Genomic DNA, 20829 nt, shown 5'->3' on the forward strand with positions numbered 1-20829 from the left:
AGCCCCCTTTTTTCCGGCGTGCGGGATGTTTGGCGCAGCGTCGGGTTCTTCCGGAGATGCCATGAGCCAGGCCGTACTTGCCACCGAAACCAACCGCCGCCAATTGCAGCAGATCATCTCCGGCCTGTCCGACGGGGTGATCCTGATCGAGACCGACAAGCCCCGTACCCTGCTCTGGGCCAATGAAGCGGCCCTGGCCATGCACGGCGTCAGCACGGTCGAGCAGTTGGGCGGCAATCTGCGCGAATACGCCCGGCGCTATGCCTTGCGCTACCGCAACAACCATCCACTGGGCCTGGACAGCTACCCCATCAACCGGGTGGCTGCCGGAGAGACCTTCAGCGACGTGGTGGTGGAGGTCCAGGCCGAGATCGATGGCGAACCCCGGCACTGGGTGCACCGGGTGCGCAGCATGATCCTCGAGGACCGCAATGGCGCGCCGGAGTCCCTGGTGCTGATCCTCAGTGACGCCACCGACTGGGCCAGCGCCGAGCAGCGCTTCGAGAAGACCTTCAACGCCAACCCGGCGCCGGCGGTGATCTGCCGCCTGGGGGATTTGCGCTACATCAAGGTCAACCAGGGCTTCCTGGAGATGACCGGCTATGCCCGGGACCAGGTGATCGGCCGTTCGGTGTACGAGCTGGACGTGCTGGAAGACGCCGAGCACAAGGAACTGGCCGTCGAACGCCTGGGGCAGGGCGCGACCATCCCGCAGATGCAGGCCGAGCTGCGCCTGCCCGAGGGCGGCAGCAAGCTGGTGATCGTCGCCGGCCAGCCGCTGGACATCAACGACGAGGACTGCATGCTGTTTTCCTTCATGGACCTGGAGCCGCGGCGCAAGGCCGAGATCGCCCTGCGCCAGAGCGAGGAGCGTTTCGCCAAGTCGTTCCGCCTGACCCCGGTGCCGACCCTGGTGTGCAGCGCCGAGCAGCAGATCGTCGATGTCAACGAAGCCTTTCTCGACACCTGCGGCTACAGCAGCGAAGAGCTGCTGGGCAAGACCGTGCAGGACATCGGTTTTATCGCCGAGCCCCAGGCCGCCGAGCAGTTGTTCGGCCGCTTGGAGAAAAGCGGCAACGTCATGGGCCTGGACCTCAAGGTGCGCAAGAAGGGCGCCGAGCAGGTGGACTGCGTGGCCTACGCCGATACCGTGCTGATCCAGGACAGCCCCTGCTACCTGCTGGTGCTGATGGACATCAGCGAGCGCAAGCGCTCGGAGCTGGAGCTGGTGGGCGCCATCGAGGAGGTGATGCGTGATGCCTCCTGGTTCAGCCAGACCCTGATCGAAAAACTCGCCAATGTGCGCAACACCCGCAGCGCGCAAGCCCCGGCGGTAACCTCTGCCGAGCTCACCACCCGCGAGCGCGAGGTCCTGGGGCTGATCTACCAGGGGCTGGCGGACAAGGAAATTGCCGCGCAACTGCAGTTGGCCCCCAACACCGTGCGCAATCACGTGGCCACCCTGTACTCCAAGCTCGATGTGCACAGCCGTGGCGAGGCCATTGTCTGGGCCCGGGAGCGCGGGCTGTTTGCCGGCAGTGCCGGCTGACCCGGTGCAAATGCACCAGTGCAACCAGTGCAAATGCGCCTTTTGCCCAGGGGCGGGCCTTTCTATCCTGTGATTCTGCGCAGGGCTCTGTATCGGGCCTCTGCCATTCATGAACCGCAGTAGAAGGAGCGCCAGCATGGCTAGCGAACAGATCAAGGGCACAGTGGGCAAGGTGGCCGGCAAGGCCGAGGCCGTGGTGGGTGAGTGGCTGGATGATGAGCAACTGCAAGCCCGCGGCATGGCCCGGGAAGCCGCCGGGCAATTGCAGGAAAAGTACGGCCAGGCCCTGGACCACGGCGCGCGCTGGGTCCGGGACAAACCGCTGTTGAGCGTGGCCCTGCTGGCCGGCGTCGGCCTGTTGGCGGGCCTGCTGCTGCGGCGCCGCTGAAATGCCGGCGGCCATCACCCTGGCGCAGTTGCGCGCTTGTATCGAGCAGCGCCTGGCGCCCCTGGCCTGCAGCTTCAGCAACGCCGGTGACGGCACCCTGACCTTGCGGGTGTTCGAGCCGGCCAGCGGCCGGGTCGACCTGGTGGTGACCGGGCTCAGCGCCCGGGCGCTGCAGAGCGAAGCCGATGTGCAGAAGATCATCGACGAACTGCTCTATGAGCTGGGCAGCAACTCCCTGGGCCAGCTCGATCTGGCGCCCTGACCCCGGCCTTGCACGGGGGCCGGTCGATGGCGACAGCCCACGGCCTGAACTATAAGCAAAGGGTCGACGGTCGGGTTCCCGGCCGTCATCTCCAGCCTTTTGCAGGTGCCCGGGCATGCCTTCAACCCTGTTGCCGCGCCGTATTTTCCTGATCACCTCGCTTTTCTGGATGGGCCCATGAACGCCCGGGCCCAGGGCTTGCCCCGGCGCCTGGAAAACATCGTGCTGGTGGCGGATCTGGCGGGCACTGCGGTGTTTGCCGTGGAGGGTGCGATCAGCGCCATGCGCGCCCAACTGGACCTGCTGGGGGTGATGGTGATCGCCTTTATCGTTGCCCTTGGCGGAGGGGTGACCCGTGACCTGCTGATTGGCGCCACGCCGCCCAAGGCCGTGGCCGACTGGCGGTACCCGGCGCTGGCGCTGCTGATGGGCGGACTGGCCTTCGTGGCACGGGACTGGGTGCTGGGGTGGTCCGGGCCGCTGCTGATTCTGCTGGACGCCGCGGGACTGGGGCTGTTTGCCGTGGCGGGCACGCAGAAGGCGCAGAACTTCGGCATCTCGCCCTTTGTCTCGATGCTCATGGGCACGGTGACCGGGGTGGGGGGCGGGGTGATTCGCGACATTGTCCTGGCCCGCATTCCTCTGGTGCTGCAGGTCGACCTGTATGCCAGCTCGGCTTTTGTCGGCGCGGCCAGCCTGGTCATCGCCCGGCGCCTGGGCGTGCCGCCTTTATGGTCGGCCTGGCTGGCGGGCACCGTCTGTTTCGCCCTGCGCATGCTCTCGGTGCGCTACGGCTGGCAACTGCCCAAGGCCTTGTAGCCGCTGATGCAGGCTGTGAACGGCTTGGGCGGCATTGCGACGCAGAAGACACCGGGAGCGTGAGAGCGCGGAAGGTTTGGCGCAAGATCGTCAAGCAAGGCCCTGCGTACCGAACGCGGCCCGGCCTTTCGCAGCTTCGCAGGCTCAGCAGCGGCTACAGGGTCACAGGGTCACAGGCACCGGATCATAGGGGCGTGGAGGCCGGGATCAATTGTCGGCAATCAGGCTCGGCCGGCAGTCCAGGCTTAGGCGCGCGCCGCCGCGTTCGCTGCTGCCCACCTCAAGCTTGAAGCCGTGCAGGCTGACAATCGCCGCGACGATCGACAGGCCAAGGCCAAACCCGCCCTGGGCATTGTTTTCATCCACCCGGTAAAAGCGCCGGAACACCGCCGCCCGTTCCGCTGCGGGTATTCCGGGGCCTGAGTCGAGCACTTCCAGGCGCGGGCTGCCGTCGTCGTCGATCCCCCGCAGGATCACTTCGCCCCCCGGTGGGGTGAACTTGATGGAGTTGCTCAGCAGGTTGGCCAGGGCCTCGAACAACAGGGCGCGGTCACCGGTGAGGCTGGGCAGGCTCGCCGGTACATCCAGCACCAGGGTCAACTGGCCTTCCTCGGCCAGGGGCAGGTAGAAGTCATAGAGCTCGTGCAGCAGGGGCAGGGGGTCGAGCACCAGGAAGCCCGAGCGCCGCTGCTGGTCCTCCAGTTCGGAAATCCGCAGCAACCCGCGAAAGCGCGCCATCAGGGTGTCGGCCTCGGCCAGCAGCTGGTCCATCTGCAGGGCCTGGGGCGAGCCTTCCTCGGCCTGTTGCTGCAGGCGATAGAGCTGGGCCCGCAGGCGGGTCAGCGGGGTGCGCAGGTCGTGGGCGATGTTGTCGCACACGCCCTTGACCTCATGCATCAGCCGTTCGATGCGTTCGAGCATGGCGTTGACGATGGCCGCCAGCATGTCCAGCTCGTCACGCCGGTCCGACAGCGGCAGGCGCCGGGTCAGGTCGCCGGCGACTATGGCTTCGGCGCTGGCCTGGATCTGGCGGATGCGCCGCAAGGGCCGGCGGCGTAGCAGGTGCCAGCCGGCGGCGCCGGGAATGATGGTCAGGGAAATGCCCCAGAGCAGGGCGTGGAGAATGATCCGGGTCACCGCGAACAGCGAGCCGTTGTCGCGCACCAGCACCAGCCAGCGGCCATCCCGGGTGTGGGTGGCCACGGCGTCGCAGCTGTCGCGGGGCAGGCTCGGGTCGTCGGAGTCGATGCAGTTCTTCAGTTCGTGGATCTTGCCGTCCAGGGGCAGGTCGTCGGGTATCTGCCGGATCGGCCCGCTCAGGGGGCGGCGCTGTTCATCGAACAGGCCGTAGGCGTCGATGGCGCGCATGTCGAAAGTCATGCTGGTGGTCAGGGCTTCCACCAACTGGTCGCCCTCGAAGCGCGCGAACAGGTGCTGGCGCTGCATCAGCGAGTGCTTGGCCAGGCTGTCCAGGTAGGTGGAGACCTCGTAGTACAGCACCCCCATGAGGATGCAGCTCCAGGCCACGAACAGCGTGCTGTAGAGCGCCAGCAGGCGGCTGCTGGAGGAACGCCAGCCTTTAGAGGGGTTCAGCAATGACATAACCCGAGCCTCGCACGGTGCGGATCAACGGGGTCATGCCGGGCGGGTCGATCTTCTTGCGCAGGCGGCCGATGTGCACGTCGATCAGGTTGGTACCGGGGTCGAAGTGATAGCCCCAGACCTCCTCGAAGATCATCATCCGCGAGAGGATCTGGCCGGTGTTGCGCATGAGGAATTCCAGCAGCTTGTATTCGGTGGGCAACAGGCTCAGCAACTGGTCGGCGCGGGTTGCCTCGCGGCTGATCAGGTTCAGTTCCAGGTCCGCCACCCGCAGGCTGGTGTCGAAATCCTTGACCGTGTTCTTGCGCCGCAGCAGCACTTCGACCCGGGCCGCCATCTCGTCGGAGGCGAAGGGCTTGGTCAGGTAGTCGTCGCCCCCGGCCCGCAGGCCGCGCACCCGTTCATCGACGTCGGAGAGGGCGCTGATCATCAGGATCGGTGTCGACACACCGATGGTGCGCAGGGTGGTGACGATGGCCAGGCCGTCCAGTTCCGGCAACATGCGGTCCAGGGTGATCAGGTCGTAGTCGCCGCTCACGGCGCGCACCAGGCCCTCGCGGCCATTGTCCACCCAATCCACGTCGAGGCCGTGGCTGCTCAGTTCGGCGACGATTTCCCGGGCGGTCACGGCGTCGTCTTCGATGGTCAGAATGCGGGTCATAGGCGTTACCTGTTTGGCGGTTCGTGACACAGGCGGGCATTTTGCCAAGAAACGGCGGCCGCAATTCTAAAAAAACTTTCATCTGCGCCTCCAGGCCTCTGTCCAGACCTTGAACAAGCCCCTGCCAGAGGCCGCGCTGCCTGATATTATCGCGCCACTTTTATGGCCAGGAGGCACATCCATGACGGGCCTGCCCCGGGTTGGCTGGAAGCCAATGTCCTTTCTCTGCCTGATGGTGCTGTGCAGCAGCGTGGTGCTGGCGGCCAACCAGCCCTGTTCCGGGCGCAAGGGCGGCATCGCCCGTTGCGACGGCGAGCTGTTCCTGTGCAACGACGGCTCCATCAGCGCGTCGAAAAAGAACTGCGCCCTGATGTCCGGCCAACGCTCCACTACCCCGCGGGCCGAGCCCCTGCTGCGCGACGCCCAGGGATGCAGCTGTGGCAGCGGCAGTTTCTGCACCGGGCCCCGGGGCGGGGTGTACTGCCTGACCCCCAGTGGCAACAAGAGCTACAAGCGGCATTGAAAACCCGATTGACCTTCTGTGTATCAAGGTGTTGTGCAATGAACTACGCATCACGTTTCAAAGGACTGCTGTGGCTGCTGCTGGCCAGCCTGCTGTTGAGCCTCGCCGTGGATCTGGCGCTGCGCCTGCCGGGTTACCTGGAGGCCTATGCTGCCGACCCTCGCTATGCGCGCTGGATGCTGGCGTATCGCGGCCTGGACGTCCTGGTCATCGCCCTGATGGCGGTGGCCGTGCCGGCAATCATGCGGCTGCTGGATTTTCGTCGTTCGGCCTGGCTGGCATTGCCGCTCTTTACCTTGTGGGGGCAGGGTATCGGGCAATTGGCCCTGGTGGGCAACCTGCTGCTGGCCCTGTGGGTCCTGGTACTGGTGGTGCACCTGTGCTGGACCCGCGGCCGGGAGCTCTACCGGAGCCGGCAGGCCTGAGCACCGGGCGGGCCGTGCAGAACGCCCGCCCGAAAACTCCCGGGCCGGTAAATTGCACGATCCGGGATTGTCTGCTTATCGCAAGTCATTGAAATAAAAGAGCTTATAAAGTTCGTGCGACTGGCACGGTGGCTGCACTTGTCCCTTCGAGACGTGTAACACCATTTTTCATGCCTGGAGCTGAACAACAATGAACAGACCCTCTGAACACCTGCTGGTCACCGCAGATGCCTCGAGTCATCACTCGGGCGTGTCCTGGGCGGCGATCTTCGCCGGCGCCGCGGCGGCCGCCGCTCTTTCGCTGATCCTCCTGTTGCTGGGCTTCGGCCTGGGCTTTTCCGCGGTTTCGCCCTGGGCCGGCAGCGGCATCAGCGCCAAGGGCCTGGGCATTTCCAGCATTGTCTGGCTGGCCGTGACGCAGATCATCGCTGCCGGCCTGGGCGGTTACATCGCCGGGCGCCTGCGGGTGAAGTGGGCCAACCTGCATGGCGATGAAGTGTATTTCCGCGACACCGCCCATGGCTTCCTGGCCTGGGCCGTGGCCACCCTGGTCACCGCGACTTTGGTGGTGGGGTCGGTCAGCAGCGTCATCAGCGGCGGCGTGCATGCCGGCGCCCAGGTGGCTTCCGGCGCCGCCGGTGCCATGACCCAGGTGGCCGGCCATGCTGCCGCCCAGGGTTCCCAGGATGACTACGGCTACTTCGTCGACAGCCTGTTCCGCGACGATCGCCCGGCGGCGGTCAGCGATGACGCGGCCCGTGGCACGGTATCGCGGATCTTCGTGCGCACCCTGAGCAACGACGGCCAGTTGGCCCCTGAGGACCGCAGCTACCTGGCGCAATTGGTGGCCCAGCGTACCAACCTCAGCCAGGCCGATGCCGAGCGTCGGGTCGATGAAGTCTTCGCCAAGACCCGCCAGGCCGTGGAAGAAGCCAAGCAGGCCGCCAAGGAAGCTGCCGACACCGCAGCCAAGGTGGCTGCCTGGTCGTCGCTGTGGATGTTTATCGCGCTGCTGTGCGGGGCCTTCTTCGCCAGCCTCGCGGCGACCTTTGGCGGTCGTCGTCGGGACGCCGTGGTCTGGCTTGAAAGCGATGTCCAGCCGCGCACCGTAGCCCCCACCCCCGTTCACTGATCCAGGAGATTTCCCATGCGCTCATTACTCTTGTGGTTCCTCGGTGTGCCGATCCCGGTGATTATCCTGATCGCCCTGTTCATGCACTGATTCAAGCTATAAAGCCCGGCCCGAACGGGCCCGGGCCTTCCCGAACGCCGCTGCCGGCCATTGCCGCCAGCGGCGTTTTTGTGCGCGGTATCGCAGTTTTGCAAGGGCTGGCCACCGCCCCGTGCGAGGCAGCCGTTTGCTTGGCCCAGATCAATATCCGTGTCCGACAAACCGACTAGATTGGCCCGCGCTCGGTTCTGACAAACAGCTTGGGACCGGGACGTTGCCCGGTCCCGACCGCAGCAGCATGGACGGCGGGACGCCGGCAACCCCATTCATTTTTCACGGATGAACCCACAATGCGTCAGATAGACCGCAACTTCGATATTCAGCCGCTGCAGCATGCGGACATGACCATCAGCCTCAATGGCCAGCCAGTCACTGCCGCCCTGGGTGAAACCGTCCTCAGCGTGATCCAGGCCACCGGCCTGCGCCAGGTGGCGCGTAACGATCACGGGCAACTGGTCGGCGCCTACTGCGGCATGGGCGTGTGCCATTGCTGCCTGGTGCAGATCGACGGCCGGCACAAGCGCCGCGCCTGCCAGACCCTGGTCAAGCCGGGGATGCAGGTGCAGACCCTGAGCAACCGCATCACTGAAACGGAGCCCACGTTATGAGCCTGAACCCGGTGATCGTCGGCGGTGGGCCGGCGGGCATGGCGGCCGCCATCGAACTGGCCGAGCACGGCGTGCGCAGCACCCTGATCGAAGAGGCCTCGCGCCTGGGGGGCGTGGTCTACCGCGGGCCGTTGCGCGACGGCGTGCAGCTGGATTACCTGGGGCCGCGCTACTGCGAAATGCTGGCCAAGCTGCACGGCGATTTCGCCGACCACGAACAGATGATCGACGTGCGCCTCAACAGCCGGGTAGTGGGCGCCGAGGGCACCCAGAGCCTGGTGCTGCTCGATGGCGAAGAGCAGGTGCAGCAGGTCAGCTACGAGCAGTTGATACTGGCCGCCGGCTGCCATGAGCGCAGTGTGCCGTTCCCCGGCTGGACCCTGCCCGGGGTCAAGCTGCTGGGTGGCCTGCAATTGCAGATCAAGAGCGGGGTGGTCAAGCCCCAGAGCCCGGTGGTGATCGCCGGTACCGGCCCCTTGCTGCCCCTGGTGGCGTGCCAGCTGCATGCTTCCGGCGTGCGCGTGGCGGGGGTCTACGAGGCTTGTGCCCTGGGCAAGATCGCCAAGCAGAGCCTGGCCATGCTCAACAAGCCGCAACTGTTTCTCGACGGCCTGAGCATGCTCGCCTACCTCAAGCTGCACGGCATTGCCCTGCGCTATGGCTGGGGCGTGGTCGAAGCCCAGGGCCAGGACGCCCTGAGCGTGGTCACCGTGGCGCCGTACTCCAGCGACTGGCAGCCGGACATGGCCAAGGCCCAGCGCATTGCTGCCCAGACCCTGGCGGTGGGCTACGGCTTCATCCCGCGCACCCAGTTGAGCCAGCAGATGGGCCTGGAACACAACTTCAGCGACGACGGCTACCTGCGCGCCAGCGCCAACGCCTGGCAGCAGAGCAGCGAGCCCCACGTGCACCTGGCCGGCGACATGGGCGGCATCCGCGGCGGCGAGGCGGCCATGCTCAGCGGGCGTATCGCCGCGCTGTCGATCCTCATGCAGCGTGGCGTACTGAGCAACGAAGCGGCCCTGCAACGGCGCCAGGGTTACGAGCGCAAGCTGGCCTCGATCCTGCGTTTTCGTGGTGCGGTGGACCGCTATACCGCGCGTGGCGCCGGGCAGGTAGAGCTGCCCAAGGGCGACACCGTGATCTGCCGTTGCGAACACACCACCCGCAACGACATCGAGCGTGCCCTGAGCCAGGGCGTGCAGGACATGGCCAGCCTGAAAATGCGCACCCGGGTGAGCATGGGCGACTGCCAGGGGCGGATGTGCGTGGGCTATTGCAGCGACCGCCTGCGCCAGGCCACCGGGCGCAAGGACGTGGGCTGGATCCGCCCGCGCTTCCCCCTGGACCCGATTCCATTTTCCGCGTTCCCGCCGTCTGACCAGGAGGTCTCCCAGCATGATTAAGCATTACGACGTGGTCATTGCCGGTGGCGGCGTGATCGGCGCTTCCTGCGCCTACCAGTTGTCCAAGCGCAAGGACCTGAAGGTGGCGCTGATCGACGCCAAGCGCCCGGGCAACGCCAGCCGCGCTTCGGCCGGCGGCCTGTGGGCCATCGGCGAGTCGGTGGGGCTGGGCTGCGGGGTGATCTTCTTTCGCATGATGTCGGCCAACCGCAAGCGCGAGGCCCAGGGTTCGGCGGTGGTGGTGGATTCCAGCACTCCGCACATCCTGCCGCAGTCGTTCTTCGACTTCGCCCTGCAGTCCAACGAGTTGTACCCACGCCTGCACCGCGAGCTGATGGGCCTGCACAACATGGATTTCAAGTTCGAGCAGACCGGGCTCAAGTTCGTCATCTATGACGAGGAAGATCGCCTGTACGCCGAGCACATCGTCGGTTGCATCCCGCACCTGAGCGACCAGGTGCGCTGGCTCGACCAGGCGGCCCTGCGCGCCTCGGAACCCAATGTCAGCCATGAAGCCCAGGGCGCCCTGGAGTTCCTCTGCGACCACCAGGTCAACCCGTTCCGCCTCACCGACGCCTACACCGAAGGCGCACGCCAGAACGGCGTGGATGTGTACTTCAACACCAACGTCACCGGGGTCCTGCACCAGGGCAATCGGGTCAGCGGGGTGAAAACCGACGTTGCCGGATTGTTCCGCTGCACGACCCTGATCAACGCTGCCGGCGCCTGGGCCGCCGAGCTGAGCCTGCAGGCCACCGGCATCGAGATTCCGGTGAAGCCGGTGAAGGGCCAGATCCTTCTCACCGAGCGCATGCCCAAGCTGCTCAACGGCTGCCTCACCACCAGCGACTGCTACATGGCGCAGAAGGACAACGGCGAGATCCTGATCGGCAGTACCACCGAGGACAAGGGCTTCGACGTCACCACCACCTACCCGGAGATCAACGGCCTGGTGCAGGGCGCAGTGCGCTGCGTACCGGAGCTGGCCCATGTCAACCTCAAGCGCTGCTGGGCGGGGTTGCGCCCGGGTTCGCCGGATGAGCTGCCGATCCTCGGGCCGATGGATGGGGTCGAAGGCTACCTCAATGCCTGTGGGCACTTCCGCACCGGCATCCTGACCTCGGCCATCACCGGCGTGTTGCTGGACAAACTGGTGAACGAAGAAGCCCTGCCGCTGGACATCACCCCCTTCCTGGCCCGGCGCTTCGCCACTGCCCCCGTGAAGAAACAGCCCGAACCGGCCTGACCGCTGCTGTAGGAGCTGGCTTGCCAGCGAAGGCGTCTTCGAAGGCGCTGCAAGGCTTGCAGGCCTCTTCGCCGGCAAGCCGGCTCCTACGGGGAGGGTGTGGCTCAGGTGGCGGGGGTGGCGAGGAACACCGGCAATTGTTCGGCGTACTCGGCAAAGCCGCGTACTGCCGGGAATTGTCCGGGGTTGAACTGGTCCGCCACCATCATCTGGCTGAAACTCCAGGCCACCGCCAGGCTGATGCCGGCCTGGCCCAGGGAACCGTCCCGGGGCAGGGGCTGTTTCTGCAACTCCTGCTCCAGCTCGCCATAGGCGGCCTGCAACTGGCCGCCAACCCGCTCCAGCCAGGGGCCGTGCTGTTTCTCCGCAGGGCGCAGGTTGCGCTCGTAAACGATCTGTACCGACTTCTCGCAGGCCGCCAGGGCCAGGCCGACCAGCCGCAGCTCACGCAGGCGCTGGGGCAGGGCGGTGGGCATCAGGCTGCGTTGCGGGCCGGCCAGGGTTTCCAGGTAGTCGATGATCAGGCTCGAATCCATCAGCACTTCACCGCCCTCGCAGACCAGGGTCGGGGCCTTGACCACGGGGTTGATCGCCTTGAACTGCTCGAAGGTGCTGAACACCGAAAGCGAGTGATGCTCGAAGGGCAGGCCCAGGCTCTTGAGGCTGATGGCGACGCGGCGCACGTAGGGTGAATCGAGCATTCCAATAAGCTTCATCACGTATTTCCTTGTCTTGAACGGCACAACGGATGGGAAAGGCGCGGTCAATTTAGCGGTATTGAAGCAACCTTGCACAGTGCAAACCTGTAGCCGCTGCCGCAGGCTGCGAAGAAGACGCGGGAGGCTTGAGGGCGCCCGAGGTTCGGCAGGAGGCCGCCAAGCAAGGCCCCGCGTACCGAACGCGGCCCGGCCTTTCGCAGCTTTGTAGGCTCAGCAGCGGCTACAGGGGTGCAGGAAGGCGTTCTGAGCCGGCGCCTACCACCGCCGTGGCCGCAGGCACCACCAGGCCAGCCCCAGGGCCAGGCTGAACAGGCCGGTCAGGGCCTGCAGCGAGCCCGCCGGGCTGTCCGCCAGCAGGCTGGCCAACAGCCCGCAGCCGGCGGTCATGGCCATCTGGATAAAGAAGAACAGCCCCGAGGCGGTGCCGGCCACCGCCGCATAGGGCTGCAGAATCGCCAGCTGGCAGGCGGGAATCGCCAGGCCCACCGAGAGCATCAGCGCCAGCATCGGCAGCACGATGGCCCACAGGCTGTCGGGCCACAGGCTGCGGGTGAGCAGCAACAGGCCGGCGCCGGCCAGGTTCAACAGGCAGGCCGCGGTGATCAGGCGGTCGGCACTGTGGCGTACCCCCAGGCGCTGGAACAGCCGCGACCCCATCAGGTAGCCGGCCACGGTGGCGGCGAACACCAGGGCGTAGGCCGTGGGCGACAGCCCCAGCTGGCGCTGCAACAGGGCCGGCGATTGCACAATGAACGGGAAGTAGGTGCAGTAAAGGCAGCCGATGGCCAGGGAATAGCGCATGAAGTAGGCCTCGCCCAGCAGGCGCAGGTACAGGCTCGGCAGGCTTTTCACGGCCACTGGCGCGAGCTGCGGCGGGCGGGTTTCGGCCAGCCGCTTGAACATCAGCAGCCAGGCCGCAGCGGCCACCAGGCTCAGGCACAGGAACAGGCCACGCCAGCCCAGCAACTGGTCGATCAAGCTGCCCAGGGGCGGTGCCAGCATTGGCGACAGGGCAATGCCCATGGACAACAGCCCCAGCAGCCGCGGCTGCTCCTCGGGCGGGCAGCGGTCGCGGACCATGACCCGGCCCACCAGGGTGCCGCAGCAACCGCCCAGGGCCTGCAGCAGGCGGGCGGCCATCAGTACTTCGACACTGGCGGCCAGCATGCAGGCCAGGCTGGCCGCGAGAAACAGCGCTGTGCCCGCCAGCAGTACCGGGCGCCGGCCATAGCGGTCGCACAGCGGGCCACCCAGCAGCATCGACAGGGCATAGCCGAGCATGTACAGGCTCAGGGTCAGTTGCAGCTGGGCGTCGCTGGCCCCCAGTTGGTCGGCCATGGCCGGCAGCGCCGGCAGGTACAGGTCGATGCTGATCCGCGGCAGGCAGACCACCACCAGCAGCAACAGGGTCCAGAGCCAGGGGGCGAGGGGGCGTTCAACAGCGATGGAGCGGGTGGTGATGGGGCTGGCGGGCGGCATGGCAGGCTCGGGGCAGAGGGCGATGGCGCTGAAATTAAGGGGTTTGTGGTTTAATGCCGAGCACCATTTAGGCCGCTTTTGACTGGACCACTATGAGCCGTGGAAAACACCCCGTGCCCCTCGACCTGCCGCTGCCCCAGCACTGCGATGAAGCCCCGGGCAAACAGGACAGCGCCTACAGTGCCCTGCGCCAGGCGATCCTGGAAAAACGCCTGCCTGCCGGCTGCCGCTTGCCCTCGACCCGCACCCTGGCCCAGCGCTGGGGCCTGTCCCGGGGCACCCTGGAAGTGGTCTTCGACCGCTTGCGCAGCGAAGGTTATGTGAGCCGGGCCAGCGGTTCCGGGACCCGGGTCTGCGCGGTGGTGCCGGACCTGTACCTGAGCGCCCCGGCACGGGCGGCGGCACCCATCGTCAGCGAGAGCGAACCACCGTACCCGCCGCTCAGCGTGCGGGCCGGCCAGCCCTTTGTCGCCCGGCTGGCCGACCCGGCGCTGTTTCCCCTGCAACGCTGGACCCGCTCCCTGACCCGGGCCCTGGGCAATGCTTCGGCGCAGTCGCTGTGGGACGCCGACCCCGGCGGCCTGCCGGCCCTGCGCCAGCAGATCGCCCAGTACCTGGGGCAGCACCGGGGCATCGCCTGCGAGCCGCAGCAGGTGATGATCACCACCGGCATCCGCCATGGCCTCGACCTGCTGGCCCGCAGCCTGCTGCAAGCGGGCGACAAGGTGTGCCTCGAAGACCCCGGCTACCTGTCGGCCCGGAGCCTGTTCGCCCTGGCCGGAGCGCGGCTGGTGCCGATTCCGGTGGAGGAGGACGGGATCGATGTACAGCAGCTGCAACACCATCAGGATGCCCGCATGGTCTATGTCACCCCGGCCCATCAGGCGCCCCTGGGCATGACCATGCCGGTGTCCCGGCGCCTGGCCCTGCTGGAGTGGGCCCGGCACAGCGAGGCCTGGGTGGTGGAGGACGACTACGACAGCGAATTCAACTACCAGAGCGCGCCCCTGGCGGCCCTCAAGTCCCTGGACCGGGACGACCGCGTCATCTACTGCGGCAGCTTCAACAAGACCCTGTTCGCCGGCCTGCGGGTAGGGTTCATGCTGCTGCCCGAGCGCCTGCGCCCGCGGTTGCTGGCCACCTTGCAGGACACCGGGCGCTCGGTGGGGGTGATCGAGCAACTGGCCCTGGCCGACTACATCGCCAGCGGCGCCTTCCTGCGCAATCTGCGGGCGGCGCGCCAGGCCTATCAGGAACGCCGCGACCTGCTGCTGGCGATCCTCGCCAGTGAAGCGCCAGGCTGCTACAGCATCAGCGGCCAGCAGGCCGGGCTGCATCTGCTGCTGACGTTGCCGCCGGGCAGCGATGAGGCGCGCTTTCGCCAGCGCGCGGCCCAGCAGGGCCTGCTGTTGCAGGGCCTGGCCGAGCACTGCCAGCAGGTGCGCCGGCCGGCGGCGGTGATCGTCGGCTACGCGGCCCTGAGCCTGGCGCAGATCCGCTTCAGCGGCTCGCGGCTGGCGGCGCTGCTGGTGGCCGAGGCAGGGCCTGTAGAGGGCCGCTGACTGTCATCTGGCTGTCATGTGGCTCAGGCACCCTCGGCGCCCCGGCCTCCGGCCTTTGTGGATTACAGGGACGTCATGATCATTGTCACCGCCGGCGCGGCTTATCTGGATATCGACGCCTACGCCGGCTGCATTGCCTATGCCGAATGGCTCAACCTCAACGGCCGCCCGGCCCGGGCCCTGAGCAGCGCGCCGCTCAACGAGAGCATCCCGGGCACTTTCCGCCAGCGTCTCAAGGGGCTGGACGCCCATGTTCCGCAAGGGACCGAGCAGTTCGTGCTGGTGGACATTTCCAACCACCTGCACCTGGACCCGCTGGTGGACCTGGACCGGGTGGTGGAGGTCATCGACCATCACCCGGGTTTCGAGGCCTTCTGGAACGAGCGCCTGGGCCAGCACGCGGATATCCGCCAGATCGGTGCCGCCTGTACCCAGGTCTACCAGCGCTGGCGCGACTCCGGGTTGCTGCCCAGGATCAGCCGCGACAGCGCGCAACTGCTGGCGGCGGGCATTCTCGACAACACCCTGAACTTCACCGACCAGGGGTGCACCGCGGCGGACCGCCAGGCCTACGCCGACCTGGCCGCGCTGGCCGGCCTGGGCCCCGACTGGCCCGAAGACTATTTCAAGGAGTGCCAGCAGCAGATCGAAGCACAACTGCCCGAGGCCCTGCTCAAGGACCTGAAAGTGTTCGAAGCGTCCAGCAACCTGCCGCGGCGTTTCGCCCAACTGACCCTGTGGCATGCCCAGGGCCTGCTGGTGCGCCAGCGCAGCCTGATCGAGCAGGTGCTGGGGCAGTGGGGCGATGACTGGCTGCTGAACCTGATCAGCCTCGGCGAAGGCACGAGCTACCTGCTGACCGGCAGCCCGGGCAGTGCCCGCAAGCTGGAACGGCTGCTAGAGTGCAGCACCCTGGACGGCGTGCATTGCCCGGGCCGGCCGATCCTGCGCAAGGAACTGCTGCGCAAGGGCCTGGCGCTCCAGGCAACGTCCTGACCCCGGAGAGCCCCAATGGACCTTGAACAACGCTTGCAGCAGGTGCATGACGAGCAGAGCTTCCTCGACTTCGTTCAGGCGCTGATTGCCGACCGCCGCCAGGCGCAGCGCATGGCCCAGGCCGGCGAGGCCGACAGTTGGCAGAACCATTGCATCGAGGATTTTCTCGACGGCGCCCACGCCTGGGCCGAGGCCACCGGCATCGGTGCCACCCAGGGGCTGGTGGAGGCTTCGCCCTGGCAGCGCTTCGCGGTGTTCCTGTACTGCGGCAAGATCTACGAATAGCGCCGCGCCAGCCGAAGGGCTAGTCGTCGAAGCCGCCCTGTTCGTGAATCTCGTCCATCTTCAGTTCCAGGCGGTAGGCCACGGCAATGAACAGCGCCTGGCACAGGCACAGGGTGGCGCTCAGTGAGCGGAAGGCGAAGGAGCTGCCCTCGTTGACCAGCAGCACGCTGTTGGCGCGCTTGGCCAGGGGCGACAGGGTGCTGTCGGTGATGATCAGGGTCTTGGCCTGGTTGTGCTGGGCAATGCGCAGGCAGTGCTGGGTTTCCTTGGCGTAGGGGGTGAAGCTGATGGCGATCACCAGGTCGTTGGGGCGGATACTGCGCATCTGCTCGCGGTAGCTGCCCCCCAGCCCCGACACCAGGTGGATGCGCTTGTTGGTGTGCTGCAGGTTGTACACCAGGTAGTCGGCCACGGCGAAGGAGCGGCGCACCCCCACCACATAGATATTGTCGGTGTTGACCACCAGGTCCACGGCCTGCTCGAAGGCCGCGTCGTCCAGCTCCAGGCCCAGGCGCTCGATCCCCGACAGGGTGGCGCTGATGCAGTCGCGCGCCAGGTCGCCGTCGCTGGCCTTCTGCGACTTGTTGGCGATCAGGCTGCGGATGCGCTGCTGGTAGTTCTGCACCGGCGTGGCCTTGTGGGTGTAGGCCTGGCGGAACAGCGCCTGCATTTCACTGAAGCCGCTGAAGCCGAAACGCTGGGAAAAACGCACGATGGCCGAAGGGTGCACCTCGCACTCGCGGGCGATGTCGCTGATCCGGTCGACCATGATCCGGTCGCTCTGCTGGCTCATGTAGCTGGCGATGCGCTTGAGCTGGCGCGGCAGGCTCTCGTACTCCTCGGTGATCAACTGCAGCAGCCGCTCGGCATTGGCCGGAGGGCTGGCAAGGTCGCTCTCGGGCGTGCGATCGGACAGGGCCGGCTGATCGGTGCGGGACATAACGGATCCTTCTGAGGGTACTGATGGGAGCGACCGCGGGCGTCGCCCCCTGACAATAAATGGGCTGCGGGCAGTCTACAGGGTCGGCGCCGGGAAAATCTTGAGGGGCCCGGCCCCGGGCGCCTTGCTGAAACGATGCACGGCGCAGCCTTGGGCATTGCAGAAAAGTTTAATGGAAAAAATATTCCACGTAAAAAATTTATAGAATAAATATTGATTGGTGCCGGGAGACGTTCTAGTCTGCATCCACCAAGTAGGCCTGCCGGGGCAGTGCGCGACGGCAGGCAGCGGCTGATAAAAATAACAGGAGCCAGCATGGGCCAGACTCGTTTTGCCAGTGGGCGTCAATTGGATCTGATCTGCCTCGGACGCCTGGGCGTCGACCTCTACGCGCAGCAAGTGGGGGCCCGGCTGGAGGATGTCGCAAGCTTTGCCAAATACCTCGGCGGCTCGTCGGCGAACATTGCCTTTGGCACTGCGCGGCTGGGCCTCAAGTCGGCGATGCTGAGCCGGGTCGGTGACGACCACATGGGGCGCTTCCTGCTGGAGTCGCTGGTGCGCGAAGGCTGCGACGTCAGCGCCGTCAAGGTCGACCCGCAGCGCCTCACCGCCCTGGTCCTGCTGGGCCTCAAGGACCGCGAAACCTTCCCCCTGGTGTTCTACCGCGAGAACTGCGCGGACATGGCGCTGTGCGCCGCCGACATCGACGAAGCCTTCATTGCCTCCAGCAAGGCCCTGCTGATCACCGGCACCCATTTCTCCACCGATGGCGTCTACCGGGCCAGCCTGCAGGCCCTGGACTACGCGCAAAAGCACGGGGTCAAGCGGGTCCTGGACATCGACTACCGGCCGGTGCTCTGGGGCCTGGCGGGCAAGGCCGACGGCCAGACCCGGTTCGTGGCCGACCCGCAGGTCAGCCAGCATGTGCAGGGCATCCTGCCGCGCTTCGACCTGATCGTCGGCACCGAAGAGGAATTCCTGATTGCCGGTGGCAGCGACGACCTGCTGACGGCCTTGCGCACCGTGCGCTCCCTGAGCGCCGCTACCCTGGTGGTCAAGCTTGGCCCGCAAGGGTGCACGGTGATCCACGGCGAGATTCCGGAGCGCCTGGAAGACGGGGCGATCTACCCCGGCGTGCGGGTGGAGGTGCTCAACGTGCTGGGCGCCGGCGATGCCTTCATGTCCGGCTTCCTCAGTGGCTGGCTGGAAGAGGCCAGTGATGAGCGCTGCTGCCAGTTGGCCAACGCCTGCGGCGGCCTGGTGGTGTCGCGCCACGCCTGCGCCCCGGCGATGCCGACCCGGGCCGAACTGGACTATCTGTTCAGCAGCCCGGTGCCCATCACCCGTCCCGACCAGGACCCGGTCCTGCAACGCCTGCATCAGGTCAGCGTGCCGCGCAAGGCCTGGAAGCCCCTGTTCGTCTTTGCCTTCGACCACCGTGGGCAACTGGTGGAGCTGGCCCAACAAGCCGGTCGCGAGCTCAAGGCCATCGGTCAGCTCAAGCAACTCTTCATAGAAGCGGTGCAGCGGGTCGAAGCCGACCTGCGGCGCCGGGGCATCGAGGCCGATGTCGGCCTGCTGGCCGACCAGCGCTTCGGCCAGGAGGCGCTGAACGCCGCCACCGGGCGCGGCTGGTGGGTGGCGCGCCCGGTGGAAGTGCAGGGCTCGCGGCCCCTGGCGTTCGAGCACGGGCGCTCGGTGGGCAGCAACCTGATCGCCTGGCCCCAGGAACAGATCATCAAGTGCCTGGTGCAATTTCACCCGGACGACGACCCCCTGCTGCGCCTGGAACAGGAAGCGCAGATCCGTGGCCTGTACCAGGCGTCCCAGGTCAGCGGGCATGAACTGCTGCTGGAAATCATCCCGCCCAGGGACCTGCCCGGCGCTCATCCCGAGGTGCTCTACCGCAGCCTCAAGCGCCTGTACAACCTGGGCATCTACCCCGCGTGGTGGAAGATCGAGGCGCAGTCGGCCGAGGAATGGAAAAAGCTCGATGAGCTGATCCAGGAGCGCGACCCCTATTGCCGTGGCGTGGTGCTGCTGGGCCTGAATGCCTCGGCCGAAGCCCTAGCCGAGGGCTTCCGGCAAGCGGCTGACAGCCGCACCTGCCGGGGCTTTGCCGTGGGCCGCACGATTTTCCAGGAGCCCAGCCGAGCCTGGCTGGCGGGGGAGATCGACGACGACACCCTGATCCGGCAAGTGCAGGACACCTTCGAACAACTGATCAACGCCTGGCGCAGCGCCCGCCCTGTGTAGGAGCCGGCTTGCCGGCGAAGAGGGTCTTGAGCCTGGTGCCAGGCTCGCCGGCGCCTTCGCTGGCAAGCCAGCTCCTACCAGTGCGAGGCCGTTCTCCACGCTTTCATGAATAACAACAAAAGGTGCAGCCATGCCCGCGATCCGAATTGGCATCAACCCGATTTCCTGGAGCAACGACGACCTGCCGGCCCTGGGCGGTGAAACGCCCTTGAGCACCGCCCTCAGCGAAGGGCGCGAGATCGGTTACCAAGGCTTCGAACTCAACGGCAAGTTCCCCAAGGACGCCAAGGGCGTGGGCGATGTGTTGCGCCCTTATGACCTGGCGCTGGTCTCGGGCTGGTACTCCAGCCGCCTGGCCCGGCGTTCGGTGGCCGAGGAAATCGACGCCATTGCCAGCCACGTCGAACTGCTCAAACGCAACGGCGCCTCGGTGCTGGTCTACGGCGAAGTGGCCGACTCGATCCAGGGCTTGCCGGTGCGTCTGATCGAGCGCCCGCGCTGGCACAGTGCACAGGCCTGGCAGGATTACGCGGACAAACTCACGGAGCTGGCGCGTTTCACCCTGTCCCAGGGCGTGCGCCTGGCCTATCACCACCACATGGGCGCCTACGTCGAGTCCCCGGCGGACATCGACACGCTGATGCGCCTGACCGGCGAGGAAGTCGGCCTGCTTTTCGATTCGGGCCATTGCTACATGGGCGGCGGCGAACCCCTGGAGGTGCTGCGCCGGCATATCGGGAGGGTGTGCCATGTGCACTTCAAGGACGTGCGCAAGCCGGTGGTGCAACTGGCGCGCAACAACCTGTGGAGCTTCCCCGACTGCATCGTCAACGGCACCTTTACCGTGCCGGGCGATGGCGACATTGACTTCGCTCCCTTGCTCGATGTGCTGCTGGACGCTGGCTACCAGGGCTGGCTGGTAGTGGAGGCCGAGCAGGACCCGGCGGTGGCGCCGAGCTACGTCTATGCGAAAAAAGGTTACGACACCCTGCGGGCCCTGCTGGATGCCGCGCTGCAACGCAGGAGGGCTGCCCAATGAGCCTGCTGGTTAAAAGCGCTGCAAAGGGCCGGACCATGGTCCAGCTGCAAGAGGGCGCCCTGGAATACGTGGGGTTCAGTGCCTACCGCCTGGGCCTGGGGGAAAGCCTGCCGGTCAGCGCCGGCGACAAGGAGCTGTGCCTGGTGCTGCTCAGCGGCCGCATCGATGTGCAGGGCGAAGCGTCCCAGGGCGCCTTCCAGTGGCCCAACCTGGGTGACCGGCAATCGGTGTTCGAAGACAAATCCCCCTTTGCAGCCTACCTGCCGCCGGGCAGTCGGGCCCGGGTCACCGCCTTGAGCGATGTGCAGATCGCTGTGTGTGCCGCCCCGGGGGCAGTCGATAACGACCTCGGCCCACGGCTGATCCGCCCGGAACAATGCAAGCGCAGCGTGCGCGGCAAGGGCGCCAATACTCGCTACGTCTGCGACATCCTGCCCGACAGCGAACCGGCCCATTCCCTGCTGGTAGTGGAGGTGCGCACGCCGTCCGGGCATTCCTCCAGCTACCCGCCGCACAAGCACGACACCGACGACCTGCCGCACCAGAGCTTTCTGGAAGAGACCTATTACCACCAGCTCAACCCGCCCCAGGGCTTTGTCTTCCAGCGGGTCTACACCGACGACCGCAGCCTGGACGAGGCCATGGCGGTGGAGCACCACGACCTGGTGGTAGTGCCCAGGGGCTACCACCCGGTCAGCGTGCCCTATGGCTACGAGTCCTATTACCTGAACGTGATGGCTGGGCCGAAGCGGGTCTGGCAGTTCCATAACGACCCCCGGCACAGCTGGCTGCTGGATCTGTGAACGACGCACCTTTGCCGATTTTCGGGGAGT

The 20829-nt window shown here is 66.5% G+C and carries 21 protein-coding genes; 16 read left to right on the forward strand and 5 right to left on the reverse strand.

Annotated elements, in window-relative coordinates:
- Positions 1-61: 61 nt before the first annotated feature.
- From PFLCHA0_RS13160 to PFLCHA0_RS13175, 4 genes are all read left to right on the forward strand, one after another.
- Complete coding sequence (locus tag PFLCHA0_RS13160; RefSeq protein ID WP_041117729.1) at positions 62-1549, forward strand: PAS domain S-box protein; 1488 nt, start codon at positions 62-64, stop codon at positions 1547-1549.
- Positions 1550-1685: 136 nt separating this feature from the next.
- Entirely contained in the window at positions 1686-1937 is a 252-nt protein-coding gene (locus PFLCHA0_RS13165; protein WP_015635300.1) for a CsbD family protein, read from the forward strand.
- A gap of 1 nt (position 1938) precedes the next feature.
- Entirely contained in the window at positions 1939-2199 is a 261-nt protein-coding gene (locus PFLCHA0_RS13170) for a DUF1652 domain-containing protein (protein ID WP_015635301.1), read from the forward strand.
- 177 nt (positions 2200-2376) lie between these two features.
- Positions 2377-3018, forward strand: coding sequence for a trimeric intracellular cation channel family protein (locus PFLCHA0_RS13175; RefSeq protein WP_015635302.1), 642 nt, complete (start codon positions 2377-2379; stop codon positions 3016-3018).
- A 207-nt stretch (positions 3019-3225) separates the two neighbouring features.
- Here PFLCHA0_RS13175 and PFLCHA0_RS13180 read toward each other — a convergent pair whose 3' ends face one another.
- Positions 3226-4620: a sensor histidine kinase gene (locus PFLCHA0_RS13180; protein WP_011060868.1), complete on the reverse strand. Its 1395-nt coding sequence runs from the start codon at positions 4618-4620 to the stop codon at positions 3226-3228.
- Positions 4598-5281 (reverse strand): response regulator transcription factor, encoded by a 684-nt coding sequence (locus tag PFLCHA0_RS13185; protein WP_011060869.1) that lies wholly within the window; start codon positions 5279-5281, stop codon positions 4598-4600. The genes PFLCHA0_RS13180 and PFLCHA0_RS13185 overlap by 23 nt, the downstream gene beginning before the upstream one ends.
- A gap of 181 nt (positions 5282-5462) precedes the next feature.
- On the opposite strand from PFLCHA0_RS13185, the gene PFLCHA0_RS13190 reads away from it, so the two are divergent.
- From PFLCHA0_RS13190 to hcnC, 6 genes are all read left to right on the forward strand, one after another.
- A complete protein-coding gene (locus PFLCHA0_RS13190; protein WP_015635304.1) occupies positions 5463-5804 on the forward strand; it encodes a YdcA family protein in 342 nt (113 codons plus the stop codon).
- A gap of 38 nt (positions 5805-5842) precedes the next feature.
- Positions 5843-6229 carry a hypothetical protein gene (locus tag PFLCHA0_RS13195; protein ID WP_015635305.1) on the forward strand — a complete coding sequence of 129 codons (387 nt, stop codon included), beginning with the start codon at positions 5843-5845 and terminating at the stop codon, positions 6227-6229.
- Between the two features lie 190 nt (positions 6230-6419).
- Complete coding sequence (locus tag PFLCHA0_RS13200) at positions 6420-7361, forward strand: hypothetical protein (RefSeq protein ID WP_015635306.1); 942 nt, start codon at positions 6420-6422, stop codon at positions 7359-7361.
- Between the two features lie 389 nt (positions 7362-7750).
- Positions 7751-8068 (forward strand): cyanide-forming glycine dehydrogenase subunit HcnA, encoded by a 318-nt coding sequence (gene hcnA, locus PFLCHA0_RS13205; RefSeq protein ID WP_011060873.1) that lies wholly within the window; start codon positions 7751-7753, stop codon positions 8066-8068.
- Complete coding sequence (hcnB, locus tag PFLCHA0_RS13210; protein ID WP_011060874.1) at positions 8065-9474, forward strand: cyanide-forming glycine dehydrogenase subunit HcnB; 1410 nt, start codon at positions 8065-8067, stop codon at positions 9472-9474. Before hcnA ends, hcnB begins: the two co-directional genes overlap by 4 nt.
- A complete protein-coding gene (hcnC, locus tag PFLCHA0_RS13215) occupies positions 9467-10720 on the forward strand; it encodes a cyanide-forming glycine dehydrogenase subunit HcnC (RefSeq protein WP_015635308.1) in 1254 nt (417 codons plus the stop codon). The genes hcnB and hcnC overlap by 8 nt, the downstream gene beginning before the upstream one ends.
- 104 nt (positions 10721-10824) lie before the next feature.
- On the opposite strand, the gene PFLCHA0_RS13220 is transcribed toward hcnC, so the two are convergent.
- Together PFLCHA0_RS13220 and PFLCHA0_RS13225 are read right to left on the reverse strand one after the other, a co-directional pair.
- The gene (locus PFLCHA0_RS13220) at positions 10825-11436 is read right to left on the reverse strand and encodes a glutathione S-transferase (protein ID WP_011060876.1); all 612 of its coding nucleotides are present in this window, start codon (positions 11434-11436) and stop codon (positions 10825-10827) included.
- A 258-nt stretch (positions 11437-11694) separates the two neighbouring features.
- A complete protein-coding gene (locus tag PFLCHA0_RS13225; protein WP_015635309.1) occupies positions 11695-12918 on the reverse strand; it encodes a multidrug effflux MFS transporter in 1224 nt (407 codons plus the stop codon).
- A gap of 92 nt (positions 12919-13010) precedes the next feature.
- Here PFLCHA0_RS13225 and pdxR point away from each other — a divergent pair, with 92 nt between their 5' ends.
- From pdxR to PFLCHA0_RS13240, 3 genes are all read left to right on the forward strand, one after another.
- Entirely contained in the window at positions 13011-14480 is a 1470-nt protein-coding gene (gene pdxR, locus PFLCHA0_RS13230; RefSeq protein WP_011060878.1) for a MocR-like pyridoxine biosynthesis transcription factor PdxR, read from the forward strand.
- A 75-nt stretch (positions 14481-14555) separates the two neighbouring features.
- On the forward strand, positions 14556-15476 hold the full coding sequence (locus tag PFLCHA0_RS13235; protein ID WP_015635310.1) for a DHH family phosphoesterase: 921 nt from the start codon (positions 14556-14558) through the stop codon (positions 15474-15476).
- Between the two features lie 15 nt (positions 15477-15491).
- Positions 15492-15761: a DUF7660 family protein gene (locus PFLCHA0_RS13240; RefSeq protein ID WP_011060880.1), complete on the forward strand. Its 270-nt coding sequence runs from the start codon at positions 15492-15494 to the stop codon at positions 15759-15761.
- Between the two features lie 19 nt (positions 15762-15780).
- On the opposite strand, the gene PFLCHA0_RS13245 is transcribed toward PFLCHA0_RS13240, so the two are convergent.
- Complete coding sequence (locus PFLCHA0_RS13245) at positions 15781-16701, reverse strand: MurR/RpiR family transcriptional regulator (RefSeq protein ID WP_011060881.1); 921 nt, start codon at positions 16699-16701, stop codon at positions 15781-15783.
- A 315-nt stretch (positions 16702-17016) separates the two neighbouring features.
- Between PFLCHA0_RS13245 and PFLCHA0_RS13250 the strand changes: the two genes are divergently transcribed.
- The 3 genes from PFLCHA0_RS13250 to iolB all read left to right on the forward strand — a co-directional run bounded on the left by PFLCHA0_RS13250 (position 17017) and on the right by iolB (position 20799).
- The gene (locus PFLCHA0_RS13250; RefSeq protein WP_015635311.1) at positions 17017-18957 is read left to right on the forward strand and encodes a bifunctional 5-dehydro-2-deoxygluconokinase/5-dehydro-2-deoxyphosphogluconate aldolase; all 1941 of its coding nucleotides are present in this window, start codon (positions 17017-17019) and stop codon (positions 18955-18957) included.
- 130 nt (positions 18958-19087) lie between these two features.
- Entirely contained in the window at positions 19088-19996 is a 909-nt protein-coding gene (gene iolE, locus PFLCHA0_RS13255) for a myo-inosose-2 dehydratase (protein WP_015635312.1), read from the forward strand.
- Positions 19993-20799 carry a 5-deoxy-glucuronate isomerase gene (gene iolB, locus PFLCHA0_RS13260; protein ID WP_015635313.1) on the forward strand — a complete coding sequence of 269 codons (807 nt, stop codon included), beginning with the start codon at positions 19993-19995 and terminating at the stop codon, positions 20797-20799. Before iolE ends, iolB begins: the two co-directional genes overlap by 4 nt.
- The last annotated feature ends 30 nt before the right edge of the window (positions 20800-20829 follow it).

It is taken from the genome of Pseudomonas protegens CHA0, from assembly GCF_000397205.1.
GTDB classification, from domain to species: domain Bacteria; phylum Pseudomonadota; class Gammaproteobacteria; order Pseudomonadales; family Pseudomonadaceae; genus Aquipseudomonas; species Aquipseudomonas protegens.

Bases quoted from the DNA above. Each gene is read 5' to 3' on its own strand.
- PFLCHA0_RS13190 (WP_015635304.1), top strand. From the start codon at position 5,463: ATGACGGGCCTGCCCCGGGTTGGCTGGAAGCCAATGTCCTTTCTCTGC.
- pdxR (WP_011060878.1), top strand. From the start codon at position 13,011: ATGAGCCGTGGAAAACACCCCGTGCCCCTCGACCTGCCGCTGCCCCAG.
- PFLCHA0_RS13250 (WP_015635311.1), top strand. From the start codon at position 17,017: ATGGGCCAGACTCGTTTTGCCAGTGGGCGTCAATTGGATCTGATCTGC.
- PFLCHA0_RS13175 (WP_015635302.1), top strand. From the start codon at position 2,377: ATGAACGCCCGGGCCCAGGGCTTGCCCCGGCGCCTGGAAAACATCGTG.
- PFLCHA0_RS13180 (WP_011060868.1), bottom strand. From the start codon at position 4,620: ATGTCATTGCTGAACCCCTCTAAAGGCTGGCGTTCCTCCAGCAGCCGC.
- PFLCHA0_RS13195 (WP_015635305.1), top strand. From the start codon at position 5,843: ATGAACTACGCATCACGTTTCAAAGGACTGCTGTGGCTGCTGCTGGCC.
- PFLCHA0_RS13185 (WP_011060869.1), bottom strand. From the start codon at position 5,281: ATGACCCGCATTCTGACCATCGAAGACGACGCCGTGACCGCCCGGGAA.
- hcnC (WP_015635308.1), top strand. From the start codon at position 9,467: ATGATTAAGCATTACGACGTGGTCATTGCCGGTGGCGGCGTGATCGGC.
- PFLCHA0_RS13220 (WP_011060876.1), bottom strand. From the start codon at position 11,436: ATGAAGCTTATTGGAATGCTCGATTCACCCTACGTGCGCCGCGTCGCC.
- PFLCHA0_RS13165 (WP_015635300.1), top strand. From the start codon at position 1,686: ATGGCTAGCGAACAGATCAAGGGCACAGTGGGCAAGGTGGCCGGCAAG.
- PFLCHA0_RS13160 (WP_041117729.1), top strand. From the start codon at position 62: ATGAGCCAGGCCGTACTTGCCACCGAAACCAACCGCCGCCAATTGCAG.
- hcnB (WP_011060874.1), top strand. From the start codon at position 8,065: ATGAGCCTGAACCCGGTGATCGTCGGCGGTGGGCCGGCGGGCATGGCG.
- PFLCHA0_RS13240 (WP_011060880.1), top strand. From the start codon at position 15,492: ATGGACCTTGAACAACGCTTGCAGCAGGTGCATGACGAGCAGAGCTTC.
- PFLCHA0_RS13170 (WP_015635301.1), top strand. From the start codon at position 1,939: ATGCCGGCGGCCATCACCCTGGCGCAGTTGCGCGCTTGTATCGAGCAG.
- PFLCHA0_RS13200 (WP_015635306.1), top strand. From the start codon at position 6,420: ATGAACAGACCCTCTGAACACCTGCTGGTCACCGCAGATGCCTCGAGT.
- hcnA (WP_011060873.1), top strand. From the start codon at position 7,751: ATGCGTCAGATAGACCGCAACTTCGATATTCAGCCGCTGCAGCATGCG.
- PFLCHA0_RS13245 (WP_011060881.1), bottom strand. From the start codon at position 16,701: ATGTCCCGCACCGATCAGCCGGCCCTGTCCGATCGCACGCCCGAGAGC.
- PFLCHA0_RS13235 (WP_015635310.1), top strand. From the start codon at position 14,556: ATGATCATTGTCACCGCCGGCGCGGCTTATCTGGATATCGACGCCTAC.
- iolE (WP_015635312.1), top strand. From the start codon at position 19,088: ATGCCCGCGATCCGAATTGGCATCAACCCGATTTCCTGGAGCAACGAC.
- iolB (WP_015635313.1), top strand. From the start codon at position 19,993: ATGAGCCTGCTGGTTAAAAGCGCTGCAAAGGGCCGGACCATGGTCCAG.
- PFLCHA0_RS13225 (WP_015635309.1), bottom strand. From the start codon at position 12,918: ATGCCGCCCGCCAGCCCCATCACCACCCGCTCCATCGCTGTTGAACGC.